14 protein-coding genes and 1 pseudogene are annotated in these 19,336 nt (G+C 58.5%); 11 read left to right on the top strand and 4 right to left on the bottom strand.

Translation table 11 applies throughout. The annotated features are described in order from the left end of the window. The first annotated feature begins 145 nt into the window (after positions 1-145). The 5 genes from AABM54_RS21415 to AABM54_RS21395 all read left to right on the top strand — a co-directional run bounded on the left by AABM54_RS21415 (position 146) and on the right by AABM54_RS21395 (position 9,215). Entirely contained in the window at positions 146-775 is a 630-nt protein-coding gene (locus tag AABM54_RS21415; RefSeq protein ID WP_347901970.1) for a LysE family transporter, read from the top strand. Positions 776-991: 216 nt separating this feature from the next. Beyond that, positions 992-2,674, top strand: a complete 1,683-nt coding sequence (locus AABM54_RS21410; protein WP_347901969.1) for a fatty acid--CoA ligase — start codon at positions 992-994, stop codon at positions 2,672-2,674. 334 nt (positions 2,675-3,008) lie between these two features. Continuing rightward, the gene (locus tag AABM54_RS21405; RefSeq protein WP_347901968.1) at positions 3,009-4,883 is read left to right on the top strand and encodes a DUF1302 domain-containing protein; all 1,875 of its coding nucleotides are present in this window, start codon (positions 3,009-3,011) and stop codon (positions 4,881-4,883) included. Between the two features lie 28 nt (positions 4,884-4,911). Then, the gene (locus AABM54_RS21400) at positions 4,912-6,276 is read left to right on the top strand and encodes a DUF1329 domain-containing protein (protein WP_347901967.1); all 1,365 of its coding nucleotides are present in this window, start codon (positions 4,912-4,914) and stop codon (positions 6,274-6,276) included. Positions 6,277-6,479: 203 nt separating this feature from the next. Further along, positions 6,480-9,215, top strand: coding sequence for a LuxR C-terminal-related transcriptional regulator (locus tag AABM54_RS21395; RefSeq protein ID WP_347901966.1), 2,736 nt, complete (start codon positions 6,480-6,482; stop codon positions 9,213-9,215). Between the two features lie 21 nt (positions 9,216-9,236). Here AABM54_RS21395 and AABM54_RS21390 read toward each other — a convergent pair whose 3' ends face one another. Then, positions 9,237-9,803, bottom strand: coding sequence for a serine acetyltransferase (locus AABM54_RS21390; protein ID WP_347901965.1), 567 nt, complete (start codon positions 9,801-9,803; stop codon positions 9,237-9,239). A 1-nt stretch (position 9,804) separates the two neighbouring features. Beyond that, positions 9,805-11,028 carry an O-antigen ligase family protein gene (locus AABM54_RS21385; protein ID WP_347901964.1) on the bottom strand — a complete coding sequence of 408 codons (1,224 nt, stop codon included), beginning with the start codon at positions 11,026-11,028 and terminating at the stop codon, positions 9,805-9,807. Positions 11,029-11,269: 241 nt separating this feature from the next. Here AABM54_RS21385 and AABM54_RS21380 point away from each other — a divergent pair, with 241 nt between their 5' ends. Both AABM54_RS21380 and AABM54_RS21375 read left to right on the top strand, forming a co-directional pair. Continuing rightward, positions 11,270-11,908, top strand: a complete 639-nt coding sequence (locus tag AABM54_RS21380; protein WP_347906276.1) for an MBL fold metallo-hydrolase — start codon at positions 11,270-11,272, stop codon at positions 11,906-11,908. 114 nt (positions 11,909-12,022) lie between these two features. Then, on the top strand, positions 12,023-12,742 hold the full coding sequence (locus AABM54_RS21375) for an OmpA family protein (protein WP_347901963.1): 720 nt from the start codon (positions 12,023-12,025) through the stop codon (positions 12,740-12,742). 267 nt (positions 12,743-13,009) lie between these two features. Here the strand turns inward: AABM54_RS21375 and AABM54_RS21370 are convergent, their stop codons facing one another. Further along, a complete protein-coding gene (locus tag AABM54_RS21370; protein WP_347901962.1) occupies positions 13,010-13,447 on the bottom strand; it encodes a DUF1043 family protein in 438 nt (145 codons plus the stop codon). A 146-nt stretch (positions 13,448-13,593) separates the two neighbouring features. Here AABM54_RS21370 and AABM54_RS21365 point away from each other — a divergent pair, with 146 nt between their 5' ends. From AABM54_RS21365 to zapE, 3 genes and pseudogenes are all read left to right on the top strand, one after another. Further along, entirely contained in the window at positions 13,594-14,223 is a 630-nt protein-coding gene (locus tag AABM54_RS21365; RefSeq protein ID WP_347901961.1) for an alpha/beta hydrolase, read from the top strand. A gap of 24 nt (positions 14,224-14,247) precedes the next feature. Beyond that, the gene (locus AABM54_RS21360; protein ID WP_347901960.1) at positions 14,248-15,603 is read left to right on the top strand and encodes a tryptophan--tRNA ligase; all 1,356 of its coding nucleotides are present in this window, start codon (positions 14,248-14,250) and stop codon (positions 15,601-15,603) included. A gap of 90 nt (positions 15,604-15,693) precedes the next feature. Further along, positions 15,694-16,789 (top strand): annotated as a pseudogene (gene zapE / locus AABM54_RS21355) (cell division protein ZapE). Between the two features lie 223 nt (positions 16,790-17,012). Here zapE and AABM54_RS21350 read toward each other — a convergent pair. Continuing rightward, on the bottom strand, positions 17,013-17,909 hold the full coding sequence (locus tag AABM54_RS21350) for a GlxA family transcriptional regulator (RefSeq protein ID WP_347906275.1): 897 nt from the start codon (positions 17,907-17,909) through the stop codon (positions 17,013-17,015). Positions 17,910-18,134: 225 nt separating this feature from the next. Here AABM54_RS21350 and AABM54_RS21345 point away from each other — a divergent pair, with 225 nt between their 5' ends. Next, positions 18,135-19,289 (top strand): acyl-CoA dehydrogenase family protein, encoded by a 1,155-nt coding sequence (locus AABM54_RS21345; RefSeq protein ID WP_347906274.1) that lies wholly within the window; start codon positions 18,135-18,137, stop codon positions 19,287-19,289. The last annotated feature ends 47 nt before the right edge of the window (positions 19,290-19,336 follow it).

Below are 19,336 nucleotides of genomic sequence, written 5' to 3'. Positions count from 1 at the left end.
AAGCGGCCAACCCGGAGCACCTGACGAAGCGCGGTTGCAGAGTTCAGGGCTGCTTCGCAACCCAGCGGGAGCAAGCACCCGCGCCACAGGTATGATGTTCAACCAAGGAATCTTCAATTGATCTGCCTGGCCAAAAGGAGCCCTCATGTACTTGACCGAGTTTTTGACCGTTGCCCTGATTCACCTGCTCGCCGTGGCCAGCCCGGGACCGGACTTTGCCGTGGTGGTGCGTGAAAGCGTGACCCACGGTCGCCGCGCCGGCACCTGGACGGCGCTGGGTGTGGGCACGGCGATCTTCCTGCACGTGGGCTATTCGCTGCTGGGCATTGGCCTGATCGTGTCGCAGTCGATTGTGCTGTTCAACGCACTCAAATGGCTGGCGGCTGCGTACCTGCTGTACATCGGCTTCAAGGCCCTGCGGGCGCAACCGGCCAAGCCTGCCACCGAAGACCTGCACAAGGAAGTCGGCGAGCGCACCGCGCGTGGCGCCTTCACGTCGGGTTTCGTGACCAATGGCCTGAACCCCAAGGCCACGCTGTTTTTCCTTTCGCTGTTCACCGTGGTTATCAACCCGCACACGCCGCTGTCGATCCAGGCCGGTTACGGGATTTACCTGGCCGTGGCGACCGCCGTCTGGTTCTGCCTGGTGGCGATGCTGTTCAGCCAGCAGCGCGTACGGGCCGGTTTCGCCCGCATGGGCCACTGGTTCGACCGGATGATGGGCGCGGTCCTGATCGCCATCGGTGTGAAGCTGGCCTTTACCGAGATGCATTGATCGCGTCGTCCGTTCGCACCTTGATACCGTTCAGGTGTGTGGCCGGACGTTTGTAGGCCAAATCGACTAATCAGTGAAGAATCCGGGCAAATGCTGGCGCAAAGCTAGCATTTGTACGGCTCTGCAAATCATTCCTTTGGCTGATTTGGCCGGCGTTCAAGGGCTCTAGAGTGCTTAACTCAATGCCAAGACCGTGCAGTCAGAAAAGGGATTCTTATGTTGCAGACTCGCGTTATCCCCCCGGCTGAAGGGGCCTACCAATACCCGCTGCTGATCAAGCGTCTGCTGATGTCAGGCAGCCGCTACGAAAAAACCCGTGAAATCGTCTACCGCGATCAGTTGCGCTATACCTACCCGACCCTGATCGAGCGGGTCGCGCGGCTGGCCAACGTATTGACGGCGGCAGGGGTCAAGGCCGGGGATACCGTGGCGGTCATGGACTGGGACAGCCACCGTTACCTGGAATGCATGTTTGCGATCCCGATGATTGGTGCGGTGATTCACACCATCAACGTACGCCTGTCTCCCGAACAGATTCTCTACACCATGAACCACGCCGAGGACCGCTTCGTGCTGGTCAACAGCGAGTTTGTGGGGCTCTACCAGGCGATTGCCGGGCAACTGACCACGGTCGAGAAAACCCTTCTGATCACCGACGGGGCTGACAAAACGGCTGACCTGCCGAACCTGGTGGGCGAGTACGAGCAATTGCTCGCCGCTGCCAGCACCCAATACGACTTCCAGGATTTCGACGAAAACTCGGTCGCGACCACCTTCTACACCACCGGCACCACCGGTAACCCCAAAGGCGTGTATTTCACCCACCGGCAACTGGTGCTGCACACCATGGGCGTGGCGGTGATCATGGGCAGCATCGACAGCGTACGCCTGCTCGGCACCCGCGACGTGTACATGCCCATCACCCCGATGTTCCATGTGCATGCGTGGGGCCTTCCGTATGTGGCGACCATGCTGGGCCTCAAGCAGGTCTATCCCGGCCGTTACGACCCGGAATACCTGGTGGAGCTGTGGCGCAGGGAGAAGGTCACCTTCTCTCACTGTGTGCCGACAATCCTGCAGATGCTGCTCAACTCCAAGGCTGCACAAGGCACCGATTTCGGCGGCTGGAAAATCGTCATTGGCGGTAGCGCCCTCAACCGTGGGCTGTACGAAGCGTCCAAGGCCAAGGGCATCCAGTTGACTGCGGCGTATGGCATGTCGGAAACCGGCCCGCTGGTGTCTTGCGCGCACCTGAATGAAGAGTTGCTGGCCGGCACCGATGACGAGCGCACCACCTACCGCATCAAGGCCGGGGTGCCGGGGCCGCTGGTGGAGGCTGCCATTGTCGACGACGACGGCAACTTCCTGCCCGCCGATGGCGAGTCCCAGGGTGAGCTCGTGCTGCGCGCCCCTTGGTTGACCGAGGGCTATTTCAACGAGCCGCAAAAGGGTGCCGAACTCTGGGCCGGTGGCTGGTTGCACACGGGCGATGTCGCGACCCTGGACAGCATGGGCGTGATCGATATCCGTGACCGCATCAAGGACGTGATCAAGACCGGCGGCGAATGGGTCTCCTCGCTGGCACTCGAAGACCTGATCAGCCGTCACTCGGCGGTACGTGAAGTAGCAGTGGTCGGCATTCCCGATCCGCAATGGGGGGAGCGGCCGTTTGCCCTGCTGGTGGTTCGAGAAGGCCATGTGATCGGGGCCAGGGAACTCAAGGAACACCTCAAGCCTTTCGTGGAGTTGGGGCATTTGAGCAAGTGGGCAATCCCGAGTCAGATAGCCCTTGTTACTGAAATTCCCAAGACCAGCGTCGGCAAGCTCGACAAGAAGCGCATCCGCCTCGACATCACGCAGTGGCAAGCCAACAACAGCACCTTCCTTTCGACGCTTTAAGCGTCCCTTGCCGTGCCCGAAAGGGCACGGCAAGCCCACCAAGCAAGCGCTTGGCTTGTGAAATCGAAAATTTCAGCCATTCTTGCCGTGCCGGCATTTGCCGGTCTGGCGAAACGACTGTTCCAGAGTGCCCGGGGGCTGCAAATCACACTTTAGAGGGATCAAGCGGTACCCCCTGCTGGCTATAGTCGCTCAAGGATTTTTAAGAACGAGGCAAACGCACACAACGGGGCGATGCAACTTGAATGATGTCGGGAGCTTCTGGTTTCCGGTCACTCAGAACGTTTTTAGAAGTGCTCACTGCCATAACAATAAAGCACATGGAGTAGCGTCGATGACATCTACCAACCAGTTCTGGCGCCGGGCGAAACTGCCCCTGGCGGTCAGTCTCGCCTCTACGCTCGCCGGACCCGCATTCGGCGTCAGTTTCAATATCGGTGAAATCGAAGGTCAGTTCGACTCGTCCCTGTCGGTCGGTGCCAGCTGGTCCACTCAGTCACCCAACAAGAATCTGATCGGTGTCAACAATGGCGGGCACGGCCTGTCCCAGACCTCCGACGATGGCCATGCGAACTTCAAGAGCGGGGAAACCTTCTCGAAGATCTTCAAGGGCATCCATGATCTTGAACTGAAATATGGCGATACCGGCGTATTCGTACGAGGCAAATACTGGTACGACTTCGAATTGAAAGACGAAAGTCGTGAGTTCAAAGACATCAGCGACCACAACCGCAAAGAAGGCGCGAAGTCCTCAGGCGGTCAAATTCTCGATGCGTTCGTTTACCACAACTACTCGATAGGCGATGAGCCTGGCTCGGTCCGTCTGGGCAAGCAGGTGGTGAGCTGGGGTGAAAGTACGTTCATCGGTGGCGGCATCAACTCGATCAACCCGATCGACGTGTCTGCGTTCCGTCGTCCGGGTGCCGAGGTCAAGGAAGGCCTGATCCCGGTCAACATGTTCTACGTTTCCCAAAGCCTGACCGAAAACCTGTCGGCCGAAGCGTTCTATCAGTTGGAATGGGACCAGACCGTTGTCGACAACTGCGGCACCTTCTTCTCCCAGCCAGACATCATCGCCGACGGTTGCACCGACAACCTGCGGGTACTGAACAAGCGTTCGCAAATTCCGGCCATCGCCCTGGGGCCATTGGCCAACTTTGGCGTTGACGTCAACGAAGAGGGTGTGCTGGTTGCCCGTGGCGGCGACCGCGATGCACGGGACAGCGGCCAGTGGGGTCTGTCGTTCAAGTACAACTATGAACCGCTGGACACCGAGTTCGGTGCCTACTTCATGAACTACCACAGCCGTGCGCCGATTTTCAGCGCCACGGCTGCACCACAGTCGATCTACAACATCGCCAAGGGCCTGCCAGGTCCATTCGCGGCATTGGGGCCGTTACTGGTGGCCGGTAACTCCAAGTACTTTGTCGAGTACCCGGAAGACATTCGCCTCTACGGTTTGAGCTTTTCCACTACCTTGCCTACCGGCACAGCGTGGCAGGGCGAGATCAGCTACCGCCCGAACGCGCCAGTGCAACTGAACTCCACCGACATCCTGTTCAACGGTGTGCGTCCATTGGGTGGTCCGCTCGCCAATGCTTCGCTGCTCAACGGTCAGCCTGGCCAGGACCTGCACGGTTATCGTCGTAAAGAAATCACGCAGTTGCAAACCACGTTCACGCACTTCTTCGATCAGGTCATGGGCGCCAGCCGTCTGACCTTGGTGGGTGAAGTCGGTCTGACCTACGTCGGCGGCCTGGAAAGCACCTCCAACGTACGTTATGGACGTGACCCGGTTTACGGACCAGGTGAATTGCCAAATGGCAGTTGCGAGTACCTGAACGCCCGGACCATTGCGGGCGCCGGTCCAGGCACCGCCAAAAACAACGCCACCCGTAACTGTAATGACGACGGGTTCACCACCTCGACTTCCTGGGGTTATCGCGGTCGTGCGATCTGGGAATACAACGACGTGTATGCCGGTGTGAACCTTAAGCCGAACGTGGCCTGGTCCCATGACGTCAGCGGTTACTCACCTGGCCCTGGCGGCAACTTCGAAGAAGGCCGCAAGGCCGTCAGCCTGGGTGTCGATGCCGAGTACCAGAACACCTACACCGCGAGCCTGGCCTACACCAACTTCTTCGATGGCAAGTACACCACCGTGGATGACCGCGACTTCGTTGCGCTCAGCTTCGGCGTGAACTTCTAAGTACTGCTACTTCAGGACGAACAAGAATATGAAAATGACCAAGAGTCTGTTGCACGTCGCAGTAGTGGGGCTTTCGTTGTTGGCGGCCAATGTCATGGCGGCCGTTCCGGCGGCGGAAGCGGACAAGCTGGGCAAGAGCCTGACCCCGATGGGCGCGGAAATGGCCGGCAATGCCGACGGATCGATTCCAGCCTGGAAACCCCTGCCGAAAAACGCCGGGACCGTGGACAGCAAAGGCTTCCTGTCCAACCCGTTTGCCAGTGAGCAACCCCTGTTCACCATCACTGCGCAAAACGTCGACAAGTACAAAGACAAACTGGCGCCGGGCCAATACGCGATGTTCAAGCGTTACCCGGACACTTTCAAAATGCCGGTGTACCCGTCCCATCGCGGTGCCACCGTGCCGGATGAAGTATTTGCCGCGATCAAGCGCAACGCCACCAGTACCAACCTGGTTTCAGGTGGCAACGGGCTGGAAAACTTCGAGACCGCCGTTCCGTTTCCGATTCCGAAAACCGGCGTAGAGGTGATCTGGAACCACATCACCCGTTATCGTGGCGGTAGCGTGACCCGACTGGTGACCCAGGCAACGCCGCAAGCGAACGGCTCGTACAGCCTGGTGTACTTCCAGGATCAGTTCGTGTTCCGCGACAAGATGAAGGACTACGACCCGAAAAACCCGGGCAACATACTGTTCTACTTCAAGCAAAAAGTGACCGCGCCGGCACGCCTGGCCGGTGGCGTTCTGCTGGTTCACGAGACGCTTGACCAGGTCAAGGAGCCGCGTTCGGCGTGGGTCTACAACGCCGGTCAGCGTCGTGTGCGTCGGGCTCCACAGGTGTCCTACGACGGTCCGGGTACTGCGGCTGACGGCTTGCGTACATCCGACAACCTCGACATGTTCAACGGTGCCCCGGATCGCTACGACTGGAAGCTTGAAGGCAAGAAAGAGATGTACATCGCCTCCGACAGCTACAAGCTCGACGATCCGAAACTGAAGTACGCCGACATCATCAAGGCCGGTCACATCAACCAGGATCTGGCGCGTTACGAGCTGCGTCGTGTCTGGCATGTGGTTGCAACCCTGAAGGAAGGTCAGCGTCATATCTATGCCAAGCGTGACTTCTTCATCGACGAAGACACCTGGCAAGCGGCGGTGATCGATCACTACGACGGTCGCGGCCAACTATGGCGCGTCGCTGAGGCTCACGCCGAGGATTACTACGACAAGCAAGTGCCGTGGTACGCCCTTGAAACCCTCTACGACCTGCAGTCTGGTCGTTACCTGGCTCTGGGCATGAAGAACGAAGAGAAGCAGGCGTATGACTTCGGCTTTACCGCCACCACCAGCGACTTCACGCCGGCTGCACTGCGTCAGGAAGGGGTTCGCTAACCCGCTGTAACCCGAGGCCGCATCCTCGTAAAAACGCCCCGACTGGATCGGGGCGTTTTTTTTACTAAGGATTACTGGCCGGTCGACCGTGAGACGTACTCTTTTTGTAGCCATTTGTAGCAACAACCTTCAAAGCCATCCCGTTTACCGCTAGTCTGCGGACATCTGCAATGCCGCCAACAGAATTTTAACAAGAGCCGGCCATGAATGATTTGTCCCCCCATTCGGGTTCCGCCAGTGTTGCCATCACGGCATTGGACGGGCGTTTTTTCCGACCTCCGTTGCCTGATGGCCACGTGTGGCGACCTCGCTTATGCGAACGCCTGACAGCGGGGTTGAACGGAAGGCTGCTGCTGGTCAGTGCGCCGGCAGGTTTCGGTAAAAGCTCGTTGGCCGTGGAGTTCTGCCAGAGCCTGCCCGCTCATTGGCAAAGCCTCTGGTTGGGGCTTAGCCCGCGAGACAATGATCCCGGTCGCTTCCTCGAACGGCTGCTGGACGGTCTGCAACACTACTTCCCCCGGTTGGGCGCCCAGGCCCTCGGCCTGCTGAAAATGCGCCAACGGCACCAGCCTTTTGCCTTCGAGGAATGGCTCGACGGCCTGCTCGACGATTTGGCCGCTCACGTATCGAGCCGCGCACCGTTGCTGCTGGTCCTTGATGACTATCACCTGGCGCAGGGCCCGGTCCTTGATCGTTGTCTGCAGTTTTTTCTCAATCACCTGCCTGAAGGTGTGCTGGTGCTGGTGACCAGTCGACAGCGCCCGGACTGGCATCTGGCGCGTTTGAGGCTGTCGCGACAACTGGTCGAGCTGCACGAGCAAGACCTGCGCCTGACCCATGATGAATCCCTGGCCTTGCTTGACCGTCACAGCAGCTCGCTGCGTGGTGAAGCGCTGGAGCAACTGATCCAGCGCAGCGAAGGGTGGGTGGCCGGTTTGCGCTTCTGGCTGCTGGCGGCCTCCGAGGCCGGTGGCGATGAAGCACTGCCGCAGGCGTTGAAGGGCAGCGAAGGCTTGATTCGCGACTACTTGCTGGAAGAGGTCATCGATTGCCTGCCTGCCGAGGTGCAATCATTTTTGTACGACACGGCGTCCCAGGAGCGCTTTTGCAGCGACCTCTGCGACGCCGTGCGTGAAGCCCACGACAGTGCGCAGATCCTTCGGTATCTGCTGGCGCATCAGGTGTTTCTGGTACCACTGGACGAACAAGGTCTTTGGTATCGCTACCATCATCTGTTTTCCGATCTGCTGCGCAGCAGGCCTTCGGTCAACGCCATGGTCCCTACCGCCAGCCTGCATTTGCGCGCCTGCCGCTGGTTCAACGCGCAAGGCTTGATCGACGAGGCGGTGGAGCAGGCCTTGCGCGCCGGGCACCTGGATGTCGCGGCGAACCTGGTGCAGAACCTGTCCGAGGAGCAACTGCTGGCCGAGCAGAACGTCGCCATGTTGCTGCGCTGGAAAATGGACTTGCCCGACAGCCTGCTGATCAGCACGCCGCGGCTGATCGTGTTGTATAGCTGGGCGCTTGGGCTGGCCTGTCAGTTGGACGCGGCTGAGGAGTTGGCCAGTCATTTGAGCCGATTCCTGCCGGCGCCTTCGGCAACGGCGCAAAAGTCCATGCTGGCGCAATGGTTGGCGCTGAGCGGGATTATTGCCCGGGGGCGCGGGAATCGTGAACTCACCGTGCTGTATTGCACGCAAGCGCTGGAGAGCCTGCCGGCCAAGCGATACGGCCAGCGCCTGATGTGTCTATCGACCCTGTCCAACCTGGCCATTGCCGACGCTGACCTCTGGCGTGCGCGAGGCCTTAATCGCGAGTCTCTGGAGTTGGCGCAACGGGTTGGCAATCCGTTGTTCGAGGCGCTGGCTCACTACGACCGGGCTCGAGTGCTGCAAGCACGCGGGGAAATACTGCGTGCACTCGATGAAGTGCATCAGGGTCTGCAACGGTTGCAAGGATTGTCGGCGCAGCGGCTGTACGCAGTCCGTGCGCGCCTGATGCTCTATGAAGGTTTTTTGCTGACCATGCGCTCGCAACCCGAGGCCGGATTGATCCGGTTGCAGGCTGGACTGGTCGAAGCACGGGCGTGTCGGGACATCAGCGTGCTGATTGGTTACTGCGTCATCGCCAATCTGGAAGGGCGTCGCGGTCATTTTGCCGCCGCGTTCGCCGAACTGGCAGAGGCCGAGCGACTGATGCACATCTGGGATGTGCCACCGATCTACTACCTGGCGATGATCACTCTGGTCAAATGTGAACTCTGGCTGGCCCAGGGACGCACCGACCTGGCCGAAGCCTGGCTGGCGAGGCTGGGACAGACTTACAACGGCGAACTGGCGGCAGCCCCGCCAGAATTCCATCCGCAGCTCCCGTTGCACATTGAGTTGCAGCAAGCGCTGCTTGAGACGATTCAAGGGCAGCCGATGCGTGCAGAGGGACGTTTGAATGCACTGATCGAGCATGGGCAGCGCACGGGCCGACAAATGCTCAGTGCGATGGCCTTGAATCAGAAACTCGCGTTGTTGATCGGCGGTCGAGAGACCGAGGCGCGGCAAACCTTGTTGCAGGCTGTTGATGCGGCGGCGGGGGGCGTCTTGCAACCTTTCGAATGGTTATTGCGTGATCATCCGCAATGGTTGCGCGAGCAGTTGGCGCACTGCCCGCCAACACCCTTGCGCGAGAGCCTGCTCGAGCGATTGCCGGTGATTGCCATGCGTGAAGCAGTGGACTCGCAGCATCACACCGAAAATCTCAGTGTCCGGGAGCAGGCGGTGCTTCAGTTGATCGCTCAAGGTTGTTCGAACCAGCAAATCAGCGATCAACTGTTTATCTCGTTGCACACCGTCAAAACCCACGCCAGCCACATCAACAGCAAGCTCGGTGTCGAGCGTAGAACGCAGGCTGTGGCGCGGGCGAAGGCGTTGGGGTTGTTGGGTTAAGCGCCTCACACTTGCTGTTGTTTATTGCTGGAGGCGGCCCATCGAGGTTGTGTCGTACTCGCGAACGTCGGTGGTGCGCCGGTTGAACGCTACGTGACCGGCGGCGACGCTTTTATCGAGAAAAGTACCCGCGCCGATGATCGCACCATCCCCGAGTTGCAAGTCGTCGGAGATAATGCAGGCATGTGCATGAACCCTGACCCCGTCGCCGATGAGCAGCTTGACGTCATTGCACAGTCCTTTGATCCCGATGGTGCTGTTCTGCCAGATCTTGAAGTTTTTACCGATCTGCGCGTGTGATGTAATCACGATCCCGTTGGGGTGAGCGATCCACAGGCCTTCGCCAATGGTCGCGCCGAGCATGATTTCTACGTTGTACTCGCGACTCAATTTTTCGTTGAGCAGCTTGCCGCGACGTCTCCAGAATTTATTGCCTTGTTCATTTAAAACATAGGCAACGCGAAACCAGAATACATAACGATAACGGCTGTATCTGCGGCACTTTTGAAATAGCCGCTTCCAGCTGAAAGGTTTGTCGAGGCTGCCAATAATTTCGATATGCCAATAACGTTTTGCGGCGCTAAACATACTAGTTGTCACGGATGGTTTTCTCGCAAGCGCTATTCAATCGTGTGTGCTGGGCCAGAATGACGCCCAGAGGCAGCCAGAACACGATCCAGTAGACGCCGGGCCGATTCATGACGGTGTGGTAGTTGAACAAGGCTGTCATCATGCCGAAAACAAGCAACGGCAAACCAATCGAACCCAGAGGGGCGCTCCAGATCCTTCGATCCGCTGCTTGTCGGAAGGCAGTCATCAGCAGGGTTAGCATCAACAGAACACCGATGACGCCATATTCATAAAAGAACTGCAGAAAGAGATTGTGGGCCTGATTGAAGCATTCACCTGATGCAATGCAGATGTCGAAGCTGCGACCTGCGCCTGCCCCCGCTAACCAGAATTCGTTCAGGCGTGCGAACCAACCTTCCCAAATGACGTCTCTCAAGCTGAAGCCGCGTACTTGTTGCTCCCGCACTACGGGGGAAAGCCAAATGCCAATAACAGCAGCGACTAACACTGCACCCATCAGCCATTTTCTGGTACGGGGGGTGTGAAAGAGAGCGGCGGCCGTTAAAGCAGCAACGCCATACCCCAGCCAGACGCCACGAGCCCCGGTGCAGAACACGTACAGGGACAGACTGACCAGGCAGGCGCTGAACAAGATAGTGATCGGTAGCGAGTAGCGTTTGGTCAACAGTTGGCAAAAGCCATAGACACCGAAGAAACCATAAAATAGCGCTGCAATGATAGGGTTTTGAAAGTCACCATAACGCCCATATCCCAGGCTGAACAGGCGATAACCACTAAAGACAATATTCCGATCTTGCAGAATGGATTGCAGGACGACGCTGGTAATGGCGCAAACACCGGCGATAACAAACAGAATGTTCAGGCACGCCTCCATCTTGCCTTCTCTGACCAAGAGGGCAATGGTCGCGAGGTACAAGACAATATATAAGGCTATTTTGAACTGATCATACGTGGAGTTTTCAGAGCCACTATTGGTAAAGGCAATGGCCACTGTAAAAATCAGCATTGCACCGATGAGCCAGTATCTTTTCTCGATCATGCTTTTACGAAGTCGAGCGTCTCCTATGCATAGAATCAACGAAGGTATGAACAGGACCATATTGGATACGGCGGTGCGAGTGCTTCCATCAGTGATGAAAATCATCCCTGCAACATGCGTAATGAAACCGGCAATCAAGACCATCAGCGTAAATCGCAGAATCACATTGTTCTGGTAGGTCATGAAAAATCCATTGTCAGGTTAAGCTTATCGAGCGGCTCACGTTTAGTACTTAACATTTGTATTCTGATGCTTCCTGCGGGTGAATGATTAAGTGTTTCCGGCTACCTTCTAGTCGAGGTTTGCCAGGGGGCTGGAGTCGTTAATTTGTGATCATCAAAGGGAGGGGACGTTCGCACGACCAGCATGGATAGTGGCATTGTGCCAAAAATCTGCCATGAATCTTACAGGAGTCCCTATGATCATGCCAAAAACTGCAATAGTCCGAGAGTCTTTTCCGGTAGGCCCGTTGCAGTGTAATTGCACAATTATCGGCGATTCGATTACCAGGAAGGCGATTGTCGTCGATCCTGGAGGTAATCACGAGTTGATCCTTGATCGGCTCCGCGCGTTGGATTTGCACGTTGTAAGCATAATTCATACCCACGCCCACCTTGATCACTTCCTCGCTTCCGGGCAGTTAAAGGAAAAAACCGGCGCCACCTTGCATCTGCATAAAGAAGATCAGTTCCTTTGGGACAGCCTTGAGATGCAGTGCCAGATGTTCGGGGTGCCCTACACCCCGGTGCCGCCGCCGGATCACTGGCTGGTGGATGATGAGGCGCTGGCCTGCGGATGTGGCGTGGCGTTGCACACGCCAGGTCATACGCCTGGTTCCATGAGCTTTTGGTTTTCAGAGGCTAAGCTGCTGATTGCTGGTGATACGTTGTTTCGTCGTGGGGTAGGGCGGACGGACTTGTGGGGTGGCGATCAGGCCACCCTCGTGCGTTCGATCAAGCAACGCCTGTATACCCTGGACGAGGAGGCAACGGTGGTCACCGGGCATGGTCCCGACACCCGTCTGGGCGATGAAATGCGCGAGAACCCTTTTGTGCGGGCCTGATTTCCAGGTGTGAGTGAAGCTCATGGAATTTTTGCCGCTCATGGTGATCCAACGCCCGCAAAGGTCTATTGCCAACGTCCGTTGCACCACAGAATGCAAAAGTAGGAGCTTTCCATGTTGACCTCGCGTCGTTTGATTATTGTCGCTACTGCCGTGGCATTGCTGTCCGGCTGCGCTTCACCTAACCCGTATGACAACCAGGGGCAGGCCGACGGCGGCTCTCAGGGCATGAGCAAAACCGCTAAATACGGTGGCCTGGGTGCGCTGGCCGGTGCGTTGGCCGGCGCAGCCATCAGCCACGACAATCGTGGCAAGGGCGCGCTGATTGGCGCGGCAGTCGTCGGTGCTTCTGCTGCCGGTTATGGCTACTACGCTGACCAGCAGGAAAAGAAACTGCGCGCCAGCATGGCCAACACCGGGGTAGAAGTGCAGCGCCAGGGTGATCAGATCAAGTTGATCATGCCGGGCAACATCACATTCGCTACCGATTCGGCGAACATCGCTCCAAGCTTCTACCAGCCGTTGAACAACCTGGCCGGGTCGCTGAAAGAGTTCAATCAGAACCAGATTGAAATCGTCGGCTACACCGACAGCACCGGCAGCCGTCAGCACAACATGGACCTGTCCCAGCGTCGGGCCCAGAGCGTGGCGACTTACCTGACCTCCCAGGGTGTCAGCGGTGCCAACCTGTCGGCACGTGGTGCCGGCCCGGATAACCCGGTTGCCAGCAACGGTGACGTCAATGGCCGTGCGCAAAACCGTCGTGTAGAGGTCAACCTCAAGGCGATTCCCGGTCAGCAGTATGGCCAGCCACAAGGTCAGCAGTACCAGTAACAAGCCTGACTGAACCCCAGGTGTAAAAAGCCCGCCCGATTCTCAGCAGATCGGGTGGGCTTTTTTTGTTTCCTGTTAGGGCCTCATCGCGAGCAAGCTCGCTCCCACATTTGATCTTCAGTGGGCACAAAATCTGTGCCCTACGCGGTCCAGTGTGGGAGCGAGCTTGCTCGCGATGAGGCCCGCATAGGCGATCAACCCCCTCAGAAACAAAAAAGCCCTCGGACATCACCTGTCCGAGGGCTTTTCAGGTCGAGCGAAACCTGATTACTTCTTCAGGCCGTAATGTTCGTCGAGCATGCCCGGAGCGTTTGGCGCTTTCGGTGCGTAGTCGCGTGGTGGCTCCTGATTGCGCGGCGGGGTCAGGCGTTCGCGCGGGGTTGTTTGCACGGCATCGGCGTGCAGGGCTGCCAGCAGGCGTTGGCGAGTCTGTTCGTCCAGGGCCAGGCGGTTGGCACCTTCGGCGAGGTGGTCTTGCACTTCCTGATAGCTCTGAGTGAGTTTCTTCACCAGCATTGCGGTGCTGTTGAAGTGGGTAACCACTTCATTCTGATAGCTGTCAAAACGTTCCTGAATGTCGTCCAGCTGACGTTGCGTGCGGTTAGGCGCAGCGTTGGGCAGCAGTCGAGCAACCAGGAATCCAATGGCGACACCGGCAACCAGGGCAAGAGTCGGCAACAACCAAACTAAGAGCGAGTGTTCCACGAGTCCTTCCTCTATAAACGGCTTTGCTTTACGTTAACGGCTCGGACCTGCGCTGTATACCGCGATGAGATCGCAATCATGCCAGGCACAGACTTTTAGCTAGACGAGTCGACCCCTCGAGAGGTCACGGAGTTCCTTCCTTGCTTATGCGTGAAACCCCTGTATTGATTGATGGCCCGGTGGGTCAACTGGAAGCCTTGTACCTGGATTCCCCCGAACCACGCGGCCTGGCGCTGATTTGCCACCCCAACCCGGTGCAGGGCGGCACCATGCTCAATAAAGTCGTTTCGACTTTGCAGCGCACCGCTCGCGACGCCGGTTTGATCACATTGCGTTTCAATTACCGTGGCGTGGGTGCCAGCGCGGGTTCCCATGACATGGGCACTGGCGAAGTCGACGATGCACGCGCGGCGGCCGAGTGGTTTCGCGCCAGGCACCCTGAGCTGCCGATGACCCTGTTCGGTTTCTCCTTTGGTGGTTTTGTCGCGGCCAGCCTGGGTGGGCGTCTGGAGGCCAGCGGCGAACGCCTGGCGCAGCTGTTCATGGTTGCTCCCGCAGTGATGCGCCTGGGCGATCAGGATCAGTTGCCACAGCACTGCCCGCTGACTGTGATTCAGCCAGAAACCGACGAAGTCATCGACCCGCAGCTGGTTTACGACTGGTCTGACGCCCTGGATCGCCCCCATGAGCTGCTGAAAGTGGCAGAATGCGGACACTTTTTTCACGGCAAGCTGACAGATCTCAAGGATCTGATCCTGCCGCGCCTTTCGAATTGATTGCAGTCTGATAAGCGATTACCCATGACTACTCGTACGCGCATCCTCACCGGCATCACCACCACCGGCACGCCGCACCTGGGCAACTACGCCGGCGCCATCCGCCCGGCGATCCTCGCCAGCCGCGACAGCAATGCCGATTCGTTCTACTTCCTGGCCGACTACCACGCCCTGATCAAATGCGATGACCCGCTGCGCATCCAGCGCTCGCGTCTGGAAATCGCCGCGACCTGGCTGGCCGGTGGTCTGGATGTGGATCGGGTAACGTTTTATCGCCAGTCCGACATCCCGGAAATCCCGGAGCTGACCTGGCTGCTGACCTGCGTCGCCGCCAAGGGCCTGCTCAACCGTGCGCACGCCTACAAGGCGTCGGTGGACAAGAACGTCGAGACCGGCGAAGACCCGGATGCCGGCATCACCATGGGGTTGTACAGCTATCCGGTGCTGATGGCCGCAGACATCCTGATGTTCAACGCCCACAAGGTGCCGGTCGGTCGCGATCAGATCCAGCACGTGGAAATGGCTCGCGACATCGGCCAGCGCTTCAACCACCTGTTTGGCCAGGGCAAGGAATTCTTCACCATGCCGGAGGCGCTGATCGAAGAAAGCGTCGCCACGCTGCCGGGCCTTGATGGCCGGAAGATGTCGAAAAGCTACGACAACACCATTCCGTTGTTCTCCAGCGCCAAAGAAATGAAGGATGCGATTTCGCGGATTGTCACCGACTCCCGCGCGCCGGGCGAAGCCAAGGACCCTGACAACTCGCACCTGTTCACCCTGTTCCAGGCTTTCGCCACCCCGGCGCAGGCTGACGAGTTCCGCAGTGAGCTGTTGCAGGGCCTGGGTTGGGGCGAAGCGAAGAATCGCCTGTTCCAGTTGCTGGACAACGAGCTGGGCGAGTCCCGTGATCGCTATTACAAGCTGATTGAGCGCCCGGCAGACCTGGAAGACATCCTGCAAATTGGCGCCAAAAAGGCCCGTTCCGTGGCGACGCCGTTCCTCAACGAATTGCGTGAGGCGGTCGGCCTGCGTTCGTTCGTCAACCAGACGCAAGTGGCGGCCACTACCAAGAAGAAAGCCGCGAAAGCTGCGCGTTTTGTCAGCTTCCGTGAAGACGACGGCAGCTTCCGCTTCCGTCTGCTGGCGGCCGATGGCGAGCAGCTTGTGCTGTCGCGTCACTTCGCGGATGGCAAAACCGCAGGCGTGGTGACCAAGCAACTGCAGTCCGGTCAGCCGCTGGACGTGCGCAGCGAAGACCTGAGCTTCAGCGTCTGGCTGGAGGGCGAGTGTGTCGCCGACAGTCCGGCTTTTGCGGACAGTGCCGAGCGGGATGTCGCCATCGACGCCTTGCGGGTTGCTCTGACGCCTGTTCAGGAATAATCAGCGGCTCGGCCCGACCAAGGGCTGATTGCCATTCCCCGGGGCCGTCGCTACAGTGGCGGCCCGTTTTTGTTGCCTTGCTAACGAATTATGACGCCCCTAGAACGATATCAAGCTGATTTGAAACGCCCGGAATTCTTCCATGACGCGGCGCAGGAAACTGCCGTGCGTCATTTGCAGCGTCTGTACGACGATCTGGTCGCGGCCTCGCAAAGCAAGCCGGGCCTGTTCGGCAAACTGTTTGGCAAGAAAGACCAGGCGCCGGTCAAGGGCCTGTACTTCTGGGGCGGCGTAGGTCGCGGCAAGACGTATCTGGTCGACACCTTCTATGAAGCGCTGCCGTTCCAGGAAAAGTCCCGCACCCACTTCCACCGTTTCATGAAGCGCGTGCACGAAGAGATGAAGACCCTCGGCGGCGAAAAGAACCCGCTGACCATCATCGCCAGGCGTTTCGCCAACGAAGCGCGGGTGATCTGTTTCGATGAGTTCTTTGTGTCCGACATCACCGATGCGATGATCCTCGGCACCTTGATGGAAGAGCTGTTCAAGAACGGCGTGACCCTGGTCGCGACGTCGAACATCGTGCCGGACGGTCTGTACAAGGATGGTCTGCAACGTGCGCGATTCTTGCCGGCCATCGCGCTGATCAAGCAGAACACCGACATCGTCAACGTCGACAGTGGCGTCGATTACCGTCTGCGCCACCTGGAGCAAGCCGAGCTGTTCCATTTCCCGCTCGACGAAGCGTCCCACGAGAGCCTGCGCAAAAGCTTCCGCGCACTTACGCCGGAATGCACTCAAGCCGTCGAAAACGATGTGTTGATGATCGAGAATCGTGAAATTCGCGCCTTGCGCACCTGCGACGACGTGGCCCTGGTTCGACTTCCGCGAGCTGTGCGACGGGCCGCGTAGCCAGAACGACTACATCGAGCTCGGCAAGATCTTCCATGCCGTGCTGATCAGCGGTGTGGAGCAGATGAGCGTCACCACCGATGACATCGCCCGACGGTTTATCAACATGGTCGATGAGTTCTACGACCGTAACGTCAAGCTGATCATCTCGGCGGAAGTCGAGCTGAAAGACCTCTACACCGGCGGTCGTTTGAACTTCGAGTTCCAACGGACGCTGAGTCGTTTGTTGGAAATGCAGTCGCACGAATTTCTGTCGCGGGCGCATAAGCCTTAGCGCCTAAAGAAAGTAGGGCATTTCGGAAAATAAAAAGGGCCTGCAGATGCAGGCCCTTTTTTATGCGCTGGAGATCCTCTGTGGGAGCGGGCTTGTGTGGCGAGGGAGCTTGCTCCCGCTCGGCTGCGAAGCAGTCGCAAAGCTTTTTTGGGGCCGCTTCGCGACCCAGCGGGAGCAAGCTCCCTCGCCACACAGGCTCGCACCACCTTGGATCTCTGTTGTATCAGGCGGCTTGCTGAAACTGCTGCCGATACTGGTTCGGCGACAACTCCGTGTGCTGTCGGAACAGGCGGGCGAAGAAACTCGCGTCGTCGTAGCCGACCTCGTAGCTGATGGTCTTGATGCTCTTGCGGCTGCCGGACAGCAGGCCTTTGGCCGTTTCGATGCGCAGTCGTTGCAGGTAATGCAGCGGTTTGTCGCCGGTGGCGGTCTGGAAGCGGCGCATGAAGTTGCGGATGCTCATGCCGTGTTCGCGGGCGACGTCTTCGAAGCGGAATTTGTCGGCGAAATGCTCTTCGAGCCAATGCTGGATCTGCAGGATGATTACGTCCTGGTGCAGCTTCTGCCCGCCGAAACCGATGCGGCCCGGGGCATAGCTGCGTTGCACCTCATACAGAATGTCACGAGCCACGGCTTGGGCCACGTGAGCACCGCAGAAGCGTTCGATCAAGTAGATGTAGAGATCGCATGCCGAGGTGGTGCCGCCCGCGCAGTACAGGTTGTCGGCGTCGGTCAGGTGTTTGTCCTGGTTGAGCTGGACCTTGGGGAAGCGTTCCTCGAAGGCATTGAAAAACCGCCAGTAGGTGGTCGCCTCCTTGCCATCGAGCAGGCCGGCTTCGGCGAGCCAGAACACCCCGGTGGCTTCGCCGCAAAGCACAGCGCCGCGGGCGTGTTGTTCGCGAAGCCAGGGCAGCACTTGTGGATAACGTTGGCAGAGGGTGTCGAAATCGTCCCAGAAGGCCGGAAGGATGATGATATCGGCATCCTCCAGTGCGCCATCCACGGGGATGATCACATCACTGAAGCTGCACACCGGTTTGCCGTCGGGGCTGACCAGGCGGGTTTTGAACGCCGGTGTCAGGCCTTGGCCCAGCTGTTTGCCGTAACGCAGGCTGGCCAGATGGAAGAAGTCCTTGGCTTGCATGAGGGTGGAAGCGAAAACCCGGTCGATAGCCAGGATGCTGACGCGCCGCAAGGGCGTGGAGGCTTGGTTAGACATAGTTCAATTTATTCTTATAGGGGAAAGTGGTCACCAGACGGCTGGATCGTCTTATTTTTTGTCGGATGTGTCCAGTGCCCTCTTGCAGGGAGGGGGCTAGGCTCACTGATCCATTTCCGGCAAACAATAACGACAGGTGCCCGCATGATCCCCAGAACCTTGTTCAGCCCCGACCACGAGCTCTTTCGCGACAGCGTACGGACCTTCCTTGAGAAAGAGGCTGTGCCATTCCATGGGCAGTGGGAGAAGCAGGGTTACATTGATCGCAAGCTGTGGAGCAAGGCGGGGGAGGCGGGGATGCTCTGCTCCCACCTGCCGGAAGAATACGGCGGCCTGGGCGCGGACTTTCTCTACAGCGCGGTGGTGATCGAAGAGGTGGGACGGTTGGGGTTGACCGGCATTGGTTTCTCCCTGCATTCGGACATCGTGGCGCCGTACATCCTGCATTACGGCAGTGAGGCGCTGAAGCACAAGTATTTGCCGAAACTGGTCTCCGGCGAGATGGTCACTGCCATTGCGATGACCGAGCCGGGCGCGGGTTCCGACCTGCAAGGGGTAAAAACCACTGCGGTGCTGGAGGGCGACGAGTACGTGATCAATGGTTCGAAAACCTTCATCACCAACGGCTTTCTGGCGGACCTGGTGATTGTCGTCGCCAAGACCGACCCCAAGGCCGGCGCCAAGGGCACGAGCCTGTTCCTGGTGGAGGCGGACACACCGGGCTTCGCCAAGGGCAAGCGGCTGGAAAAAGTCGGAATGAAAGCGCAGGACACTTCCGAGCTGTTCTTCCAGGACGTGCGTGTGCCCAAGGAAAACCTGCTGGGGCAGGCCGGGATGGGGTTCGCTTACTTGATGCAGGAATTGCCGCAAGAACGCCTGACGGTCGCCATCGGCGGTCTGGCTTCAGCCGAGGCGGCGTTGCGATGGACCCTGGATTACACCCGCGAGCGCAAGGCATTCGGCAAGGCAATTGCGGATTTCCAGAACACCCGTTTCAAACTGGCGGAAATGGCCACGGAAATCCAGATTGGCCGGGTCTTCGTCGATCGCTGCCTGGAGCTGCACCTGCAAGGCAAGCTCGACGTGCCGACGGCGGCGATGGCCAAGTACTGGGGCACCGACCTGCAATGCAAGGTGCTCGACGAGTGTGTGCAGTTGCATGGTGGTTACGGCTTCATGTGGGAGTACCCGATTGCCCGGGCCTGGGCGGATGCGCGGGTGCAGCGGATCTATGCGGGCACCAATGAAATCATGAAAGAGATCATTGCGCGGTCGCTTTGACCGTGAGTTGACCGGGCGGGCGCCATCGCGAGCAAGTTCGCTCCCAC

This window comes from Pseudomonas purpurea (assembly GCF_039908635.1).
Taxonomy (GTDB): Bacteria; Pseudomonadota; Gammaproteobacteria; order Pseudomonadales; family Pseudomonadaceae; genus Aquipseudomonas; species Aquipseudomonas purpurea.
Note: the sequence above shows the minus strand (reverse complement) of the source record. Positions and strands in the feature narration are given on the sequence as shown.